Source organism: Micromonospora sp. D75 (assembly GCF_018070405.1).
GTDB classification, from domain to species: Bacteria; Actinomycetota; Actinomycetes; order Mycobacteriales; family Micromonosporaceae; genus Micromonospora; species Micromonospora chalcea.
This window is the reverse complement of sequence record NZ_JAGPXV010000308.1, coordinates 1-6,972: the sequence shown is the minus strand read 5'-3', so window position 1 is coordinate 6,972 and position 6,972 is coordinate 1. Positions and strand designations below refer to the sequence as shown.

Annotated in this window: 8 protein-coding genes; 4 read left to right on the top strand and 4 right to left on the bottom strand. The window is 72.7% G+C overall.

Going from position 1 to position 6,972, the window contains the following annotated elements:
* Window positions 1–33: 33 nt before the first annotated feature.
* The 3 genes from KBX39_RS18645 to KBX39_RS18635 form a co-directional block, all read right to left on the bottom strand.
* On the bottom strand, window positions 34–687 hold the full coding sequence (locus KBX39_RS18645) for an HAD family phosphatase (RefSeq protein WP_210871728.1): 654 nt from the start codon (window positions 685–687) through the stop codon (window positions 34–36).
* Window positions 688–718: 31 nt separating this feature from the next.
* Window positions 719–1,567 carry a hypothetical protein gene (locus KBX39_RS18640; protein ID WP_210871730.1) on the bottom strand — a complete coding sequence of 283 codons (849 nt, stop codon included), beginning with the start codon at window positions 1,565–1,567 and terminating at the stop codon, window positions 719–721.
* Between the two features lie 139 nt (window positions 1,568–1,706).
* A complete protein-coding gene (locus tag KBX39_RS18635; RefSeq protein WP_043327194.1) occupies window positions 1,707–2,462 on the bottom strand; it encodes an FKBP-type peptidyl-prolyl cis-trans isomerase in 756 nt (251 codons plus the stop codon).
* A gap of 63 nt (window positions 2,463–2,525) precedes the next feature.
* Here KBX39_RS18635 and KBX39_RS18630 point away from each other — a divergent pair, with 63 nt between their 5' ends.
* Entirely contained in the window at window positions 2,526–2,918 is a 393-nt protein-coding gene (locus tag KBX39_RS18630) for a PPOX class F420-dependent oxidoreductase (protein ID WP_043327192.1), read from the top strand.
* Window positions 2,919–2,968: 50 nt separating this feature from the next.
* On the opposite strand, the gene KBX39_RS18625 is transcribed toward KBX39_RS18630, so the two are convergent.
* On the bottom strand, window positions 2,969–3,988 hold the full coding sequence (locus tag KBX39_RS18625; protein WP_043327190.1) for a Ku protein: 1,020 nt from the start codon (window positions 3,986–3,988) through the stop codon (window positions 2,969–2,971).
* An 87-nt stretch (window positions 3,989–4,075) separates the two neighbouring features.
* Between KBX39_RS18625 and ligD (KBX39_RS18620) the strand changes: the two genes are divergently transcribed.
* From ligD (KBX39_RS18620) to KBX39_RS18610, 3 genes are all read left to right on the top strand, one after another.
* A complete protein-coding gene (ligD, locus tag KBX39_RS18620) occupies window positions 4,076–5,014 on the top strand; it encodes a non-homologous end-joining DNA ligase (RefSeq protein ID WP_209959726.1) in 939 nt (312 codons plus the stop codon).
* On the top strand, window positions 5,004–5,918 hold the full coding sequence (gene ligD / locus KBX39_RS18615; RefSeq protein ID WP_210871726.1) for a non-homologous end-joining DNA ligase: 915 nt from the start codon (window positions 5,004–5,006) through the stop codon (window positions 5,916–5,918). The genes ligD (KBX39_RS18620) and ligD (KBX39_RS18615) overlap by 11 nt, the downstream gene beginning before the upstream one ends.
* A 77-nt stretch (window positions 5,919–5,995) precedes the next feature.
* Window positions 5,996–6,715, top strand: a complete 720-nt coding sequence (locus KBX39_RS18610; RefSeq protein ID WP_210871724.1) for a TIGR03089 family protein — start codon at window positions 5,996–5,998, stop codon at window positions 6,713–6,715.
* Window positions 6,716–6,972: the final 257 nt, after the last annotated feature.

Here is a 6,972-nt window from a genome sequence, read left to right as displayed (position 1 = left end):
CCGTAGGCCGGGTGGTGGCGGCGGGTGGGTGGTTCAGTCGATCCCCGCCACCACAGCGGGCGTGAGCGCGCCGATCGAGGGGAGCAGCACGGTCGCGAGCGCCTCGGCGTCCGGATCGAGCGGGTACGACCCGTGCGGCACCGCCACCACCCGGCACCCGGCGGCAGCTGCCGAACGGACCCCGTTCGACGAGTCCTCCACGGCCACGCAGCGGGCCGGGTCGACGCCCAGCCGCCCGGCCACCGCGAGCCACACGTCCGGCGCGGGCTTGCCCCGGGCGGTCTCCTCCGTCGACAGCGTCGCCCCGAACGAGCCGGCCAGGCCCGTCGCGTCCAGCGCCGCCGCGATCAGCCGGGTCGGGGAGGAGCTGGCCAGCCCGAGCGGCCACCGCGCGGCGATGCGGCGCACGACCTCCTCCGCCCCGTCGATCACGGGTACGCGCTGCGCGTACCGGCGGGCCATCTCGGTCACCACCTCGGTGGCGACCTGCTCGGCCGACCTGTCGACGCCCAGCTCACCGCTGAGGTACTCGGCCCACTCGCCGGTGCTCATGCCCATCAGCCGGCGCTGCGTGTCCCGCTGCCAGACGCCGCCGTGCTCGGCCACGTACGCGCGCCGGACCTTCTCCCAGACCGGCTCGGAGTCCACGATCACGCCGTCCAGGTCGAAAAGCACCGCGTCCACCATGCCGCCATCCTGCCCCAGCCGGCGGCCCGGCTCACCGTGGCAGCGCGGCTCCGACCGACCGCTGTGCCGGCAGGCCGATCGGCGCCTTGGCCGGGATGATCGTGCGGCAGCGGGTAGCGATCGGCTCCAGCAGGTCCCGCAGCCGGGCGGTACGTTCCGCGCCCAGCGCCCGCCACGGCCCCGCAGCGGCCCGGTCGGTGGCCTCCTCGACCGCGCGGAACGTCTCCGTGGCGTACGGCGTGGCCGTCCGGTCGGCGGTCAGCCAGCCCTTCTCCACCAGCCGCTCCTCGGCCGCGGCCCACTGCTCGTCGGTCCAGCCCCGGGCGGGCTGGTGGAACTCGCGGGACTGGTCGACCCGGCACCGCCAGGCCACCACCTCGGCCGGTTCCAGCCCGGTCGTCACCAGCGCCGCCACGTGGCCGTCACCGCGGTGCTCGCGCAGCGTGGTGGCGGCCTGCCAGAGCCGGGCCAGCGGGTACTCGCCCCGGGGCAGTGCGGCGTTCACCGCGCCGAGCACCCGCCCGGCCGTGTCCACCCGCCCGGCCGCCTCCTCCAGCAGGTCGGCGGCCTCGACCAGATGCGACTCGGGCAGCTCGTAGGTGAACTCGGCGAGCGCCTGCACACCACCGGTGAGCCGCGCCCGCAGCGCCTCCTCCGGGGTGGCCAGACGCCACACCGACGGCAGCGCGCGGGCCACCATGGCCGGCGCGAAGCTGAAGAACGCCGCGGTCACGGCGGGCGCGTCGACCGCGCCGAGCGGCGCGGCCCGCCCCGCGAAGTAGCCGCGCCAGTAGCCGCGCAGCCCGACCGCCTCGAACGCGGCGCGGGCCCGCGGGTGGAAGTAGGTCACCGCGTGGACCGGCTCGTACAGCGTCCACATCTGCCGGGTCGCCCCGGCCCCGTCCAGCGCCGCCACGTGCACCTCCGCGTCGGTGAGCAGATCACCGCGGACGGACGTGGCGCCCGCGGTGACCATGAACCTACTGCCGCAGGGTGACCGGACGGAAGCCTGGAGTGAGCTACTGCGCAGCCAGCACGTCGACGACGAAGCGCAGCGGCCCGGCCGGGCGGCCACCGGCGGCGTCGTTGCCGTACGCCAGATCGGCCGGCAGGTCCAGCTGCACCCGGCTGCCCACCGGCACGCCGACCAGGCCCTGGTCCCAGCCCTTGATGACCTGGCCCACGCCGATCTGGAAGGTGGCCGGCTGGCCGTTGTCCCAGGACGCGTCGAACTGCTTGCCGTCGGAGTAGAACACGCCCACGTAGTTGGTGGTGATGTTCTGCCCGGCCTTCACCGCCGGCCCGGTGCCCTTCACCAGCGTGGTGACGGTGAGCTTGGTCAGCTCGCCGGTGCCGGCCTGCACTGTCGGCTTGGTCTTCAGCGCCGGGTCGATGCCGGCGGGCAGCTCCGGAGCGGGCATCTCGGTGGGCTCGACCGGGGCGGTGGGGCTGGCCGAGGAGCCGGCGGTGGCCGCCTTGTCGTCGTCCCCGCTGTTCAGCCAGACCAGGCCACCGACCAGGGCCACCACGGCGAGCACGCCGACAGCCGCGCCGAGCATCGACTGCCGGCGGCGGCGCGCCTCGGCGGCCTTTTTCTCGGCCAGCTGGGCGGCCAGCCGCCGCCCTGCCTTGGTGGCCGGGGCGGCCTGGCCCTCCGACCGGTTCTCCACACGCTCGCTCACGTCGACTCCCTGCAGGGTGGGTGGGTGCGCCCCCGGCGGGCCGCCGCCGAGGCCAGCGCACACGGTACCCGCCCGGAGCCCCAGCGTGCCCATACGCCCGCACCGATCAGGACACGGAGACCGATACGGGGGCACCGCACAGGGTACGTTTCGGGCATGGCGATCCTCAGTGAAGAAGACCTGGCCCTGCTCGGCGAGCCGCAGCTCGCGCACGTGGCGACGATCGAGGCCGACGGCACCCCGCACGTCACCCCGGTCTGGGTCGACACCGACGGCGAGCACATCGTGTTCAACACGGCCAAGGGGCGGCAAAAGTACCTGAACATGGCCCGCAACCCGGTGGTCGCGGTGTCGGTGGCGGACAAGGCCGACGACTTCCGCACGCTCTGGATCAAGGGCACCGTCGAGTTCGTCACCGAGGGCGCCGACGAGCACATCGACCGGCTGGCGAAGAAGTACCTCGGCCAGGACACGTACCCGTGGCGGCGCCCCGGCGAGGAGCGTGTCATCGTCCGGGTCACCCCGACCGAGAAGCTCGGGCGAGGCTGAGCGGCCCGGCCCCGCCCTCCACCGAGGGCGGGGCCCCGGCCGTACGCGCGTCAGGCGCTCTTCTTCGCGGCGGCCTTCTTCGCCGTCGTCTTCTTGGCGGCGGTCTTCTTGGCCGGTTCGGTCTTCTTCTCCGCCGTCTTCTTCGCGGGGGTCTTCTTGGCGGCCGTCTTCTTCGCCGGCTCGGCCTTCTTCTCGGCCGGCTTCCGGGCCGGGGCCTTCTTCGCGGCCTTCTTCGCCGATCGGGCCGACGAGATCGGAGTCGGCTCGGCCCCACCGCCGGACGGCGCCTCGCCCCGGGCCGCCCGGGCCCGCTCCACGGATGCCTTCAGCGCGGCCATCAGGTCCACCGCGGCGGCCGGCGCGGCCTCTTCCTCCTCCGGCTGCACCACCTCGCGGCCCTCGACCTTCGCGTCGATGACCTCCTGCAACGCCGCCCGGTAGTCGTCGGTGAAGGCGTCCGGCTCGAACTCGCCGGCCATCGAGTCGATCAGTGAACTGGCCATCGCCAGCTCCGGCGGGCGTACCTTCAGGTCCTCGTCCAGGAAACCGAAGTCGGGCCGGCGGATCTCGTCCGGCCACAGCATGGTGTTGAGCAGCAGCACGCCCTCGCGGACCCGCAGCGTCGCGAGCTGCTCCCGCTGGCGCAGCGCCACCTTGACGATCGCCACCCGCTCCGAGTCGGACAGCGCGTCGCGCAGCAGCACGTACGGCTTCGTCGCCGAGCCCTCCGGCTCCAGGAAGTACGCCTTGTTGTAGAGGATCGGATCGACCTGCTCGGCCGGTACGAACTCCAGCACGTCGATCGCGTGCGACGTGCTCAACGGCAGGTCGGCGAAATCCTCGTCGGTGAGGATGACCATCTCGCCACCACCGATGTCGTACCCCTTGGCGATGTCGTCGTAGGTGACCTCCTCGCCGCAGACCGAGCAGGTGCGCTTGTAGCGGATCCGGCCGCCGTCCTCACGGTGCACCTGGTGGAAACGGATGTCCTTCTCCTCGGTGGCCGAGTAGACCTTCACTCCGATCGACACCAGGCCGAACGACACCGCTCCTTTCCAGATCGCCCGCATACCCGCGCTCCTCTCCCCGGTTGACCACCAGAATCGCAAACGATCGAACGGGACGCACGCGCTTCCGCACCCAACTACAGTCGGAACGTGCCCGGCGCGCCGTTGAAGCCGATGCTCGCGACGACCGGGCAGCTCCCGGCCGGCGCCGCCTGGTCGTACGAGTTCAAGTGGGACGGCGTCCGCGCGCTCGCCGACATCTCCCGCGGCGACCGGCACTTCTACGCCCGCTCCGGCGTCGAGATCACCACCGCGTACCCGGAACTGCTCAACCTGGCCGAGCAGGTCGGTGACGCGCTGCTCGACGGCGAGGTGGTCCTCTTCACCGACGGGCAGCCCTCGTTCACCGCGCTCGCCGAACGAATGCACGTGCGCAACCCGGCCAAGGCGGCTCGGCTGGCGGCGACCGTACCCGTCACGTACATGATCTTCGACCTGTTGCGGCTCGACGGCGAGGACCTGACCGCCCGGCCGTGGCGGGAGCGGCGGGCGGCGCTGGAGTCGCTCGGGCTCGGCGCCGCCCGGTGGGCGGTGCCGCCGGTCTTCGGCGACGGCCCGGCCACCTACGCGGCGGCCGGCGAGCACGGGCTGGAGGGGGTGATGGCCAAGCGGGTCGACTCGCTCTACCGGCCCGGCGTGCGCTCCCCGGACTGGGTGAAGGTCAAGCTGGAGGTCACCGGCGACTTCGTGGTCGGCGGCTGGCGGCCCGGCGCGCGGCGCGTCGGCGGTCTGCTCGTCGGCGTGCCCGGCCCGGACGGGCGGTTGATCTACCGGGGGCGGGTCGGCGGCGGGATCGGCGCGGCCATCGAACGGGAACTGCTGCGTGAGCTGGAACCGCTGCGGACCACCGCGTCGCCGTTCGCCGCCGGGGTGCCGCGCGAGGATGCCCGCGGCGCGATCTGGGTAACTCCCCGGATCGTGGTGGAGGTCAAGTACGGCCAGCGCACGCCGGACGGGAGGCTGCGTTTCCCGCGCATCCTGCGCCTGCGCCCGGACAAGCCGCCCGAGGAGGTCGACGATGCCGGCTGACCGGCTCAAGGTCGAGGTCGAGGGGCGCTCGCTGGAGCTGTCCAACCTGGACAAGGTGCTCTTCCCGCAGGCCGGCTTCACCAAGGGCGAGGTGATCGACTACTACACCCGGATCGCCCCGGTGCTGCTGCCGCACCTGAACGACCGCGCGCTCACCCGGATCCGGTTTCCCAACGGCGTCGACGGCGGCTCGTTCTTCGAGAAGAACGCGCCCGCCGCGACCCCCGGCTGGGTACGCACCGAGAACCTGCCCGCCCCCGGCTCCACGAAGGGGCGGGAAACCATCGACTACGTGGTCTGCGACGAGCTGCCCACGCTGGTGTGGCTGGCCAACCTGGCCGCGTTGGAGCTGCACACTCCGCAGTGGAAGATCGGCGCGCACCCGGACATGATGGTGGTCGACCTGGATCCGGGCGCCCCGGCCGCGCTCAAGCAGTGCTGCCAGGTGGCGCTGCTGATGCGCGACCGGCTGGCTTCCGACGGGATCTCCTCGTTCCCGAAGACGTCCGGGAAGAAGGGCATGCAGCTGTGCTGCCCGATCGCCGGTACGCAGGACGCCGAGATCGTCTCCGACTACGCCAAGCGGATCGCGCAGGAACTGGAGCAGGCGCACCCGAAGCTGGTCGTGTCGAAGATGGCGAAGAACCTTCGGCCCGGCAAGGTCTTCATCGACTGGAGCCAGAACAACGCGGCGAAGACGACAGTGGCGCCGTACTCGCTGCGGGCCCAGCCGGTGCCGGCCGTGTCGACGCCGCTGACCTGGGGCGAGGTGGAGGCCGGGGCGGCCGGGAAGCGGCCGTCGACGCGGCCGTACACCGCCGGGGAGGTGCTCAAGCGGGTGGAGAAGCAGGGCGACCTGCTGGCGCCGCTGCTCGACGGCGGTCCCGAGCTGCCCGTGCGCTGATCCGGGCCGCTTCGGTTGCTCCGGACGGGCGGCTCGGACGGTTAGGGTGAGCGGACCGGCAGACAGGAGTTTCGCGCATGGCCCACCAGGCAGCCGTCGCCGTCGCGCCCGACGCGGTCGGGTACCCGCTGCTCAGCTACCACGACGACGGGACGGGCGAACGCACCGACCTGACCGCCGCGCAGCTCGGCGGGTGGACGGCCCGCAGCGCCGGGCTGCTCCGCGACGGTTGCGGGCTGCGCCCCGGTGACCGGGTGGCGGTGCTGCTGCCGCCGCACTGGCGTACCGCGGCGGTGCTGCTCGGGGCCTGGTCGGTCGGGTTGACGGTGTCGTTCCGTCCCCGCGCGCTGGCCGGTCTGCCGGTGCTGGAACCGGGCGCGGACCGGCCGTACGACGCGGTGTTCGTGACGCCGGAACGCCTCGACGACTGGCTGGAGGACGTACCCGAGGGGACGCACCGCTATCTGGTGGGCACCGGTCCGGGGCCGCTCGGCGAGGTGCCGCCGGGCTGGCTGGACTGGTCGGCCGAGGTGCTGCGGCACCCCACCGACCCGCCGGACTACACGGCAGTCGATCCGTCCGGGCCGGCCACCGCGGACGGCACCAGCTTCGGCGCGTGGCGTCGCCTTGCCGCCGAGATCGCCACCCAGCTCGATCTGCACCCCGGCGACCGCCTCCGGGTGGACCCGACCGAGGACGAGCAGCCCCTGAAGTGGCTCTTGGCCCCCCTCTCCGCGGGCGCCACGGTCCTGATCCACGCCAACTCCGCCTCCGCATCCGCCTCCTCGCCTCGCTGATCTTGCAGTCGCGGCCCCTCGGGTGCCGGGTTTGTGGCTTGAGTCCGGGCCGCAACTGCATGATCAACGGCACTCCTGGCGTTTCGCGTCGATCCACGAAGAGATCTTGGAAGGAAGCGGTCGTCATGAGGGCCCTCTCCTTCCAAGATCTCCGCGAGTCCCAGTGAGCGAAACGCTCGTCTCATGTTGCGGGCGCGCGGGGTAGTCGCGCACGGCCCTCTTCTGCGCTGCCCACGCGCTCGCGCCGATCTTGGAGT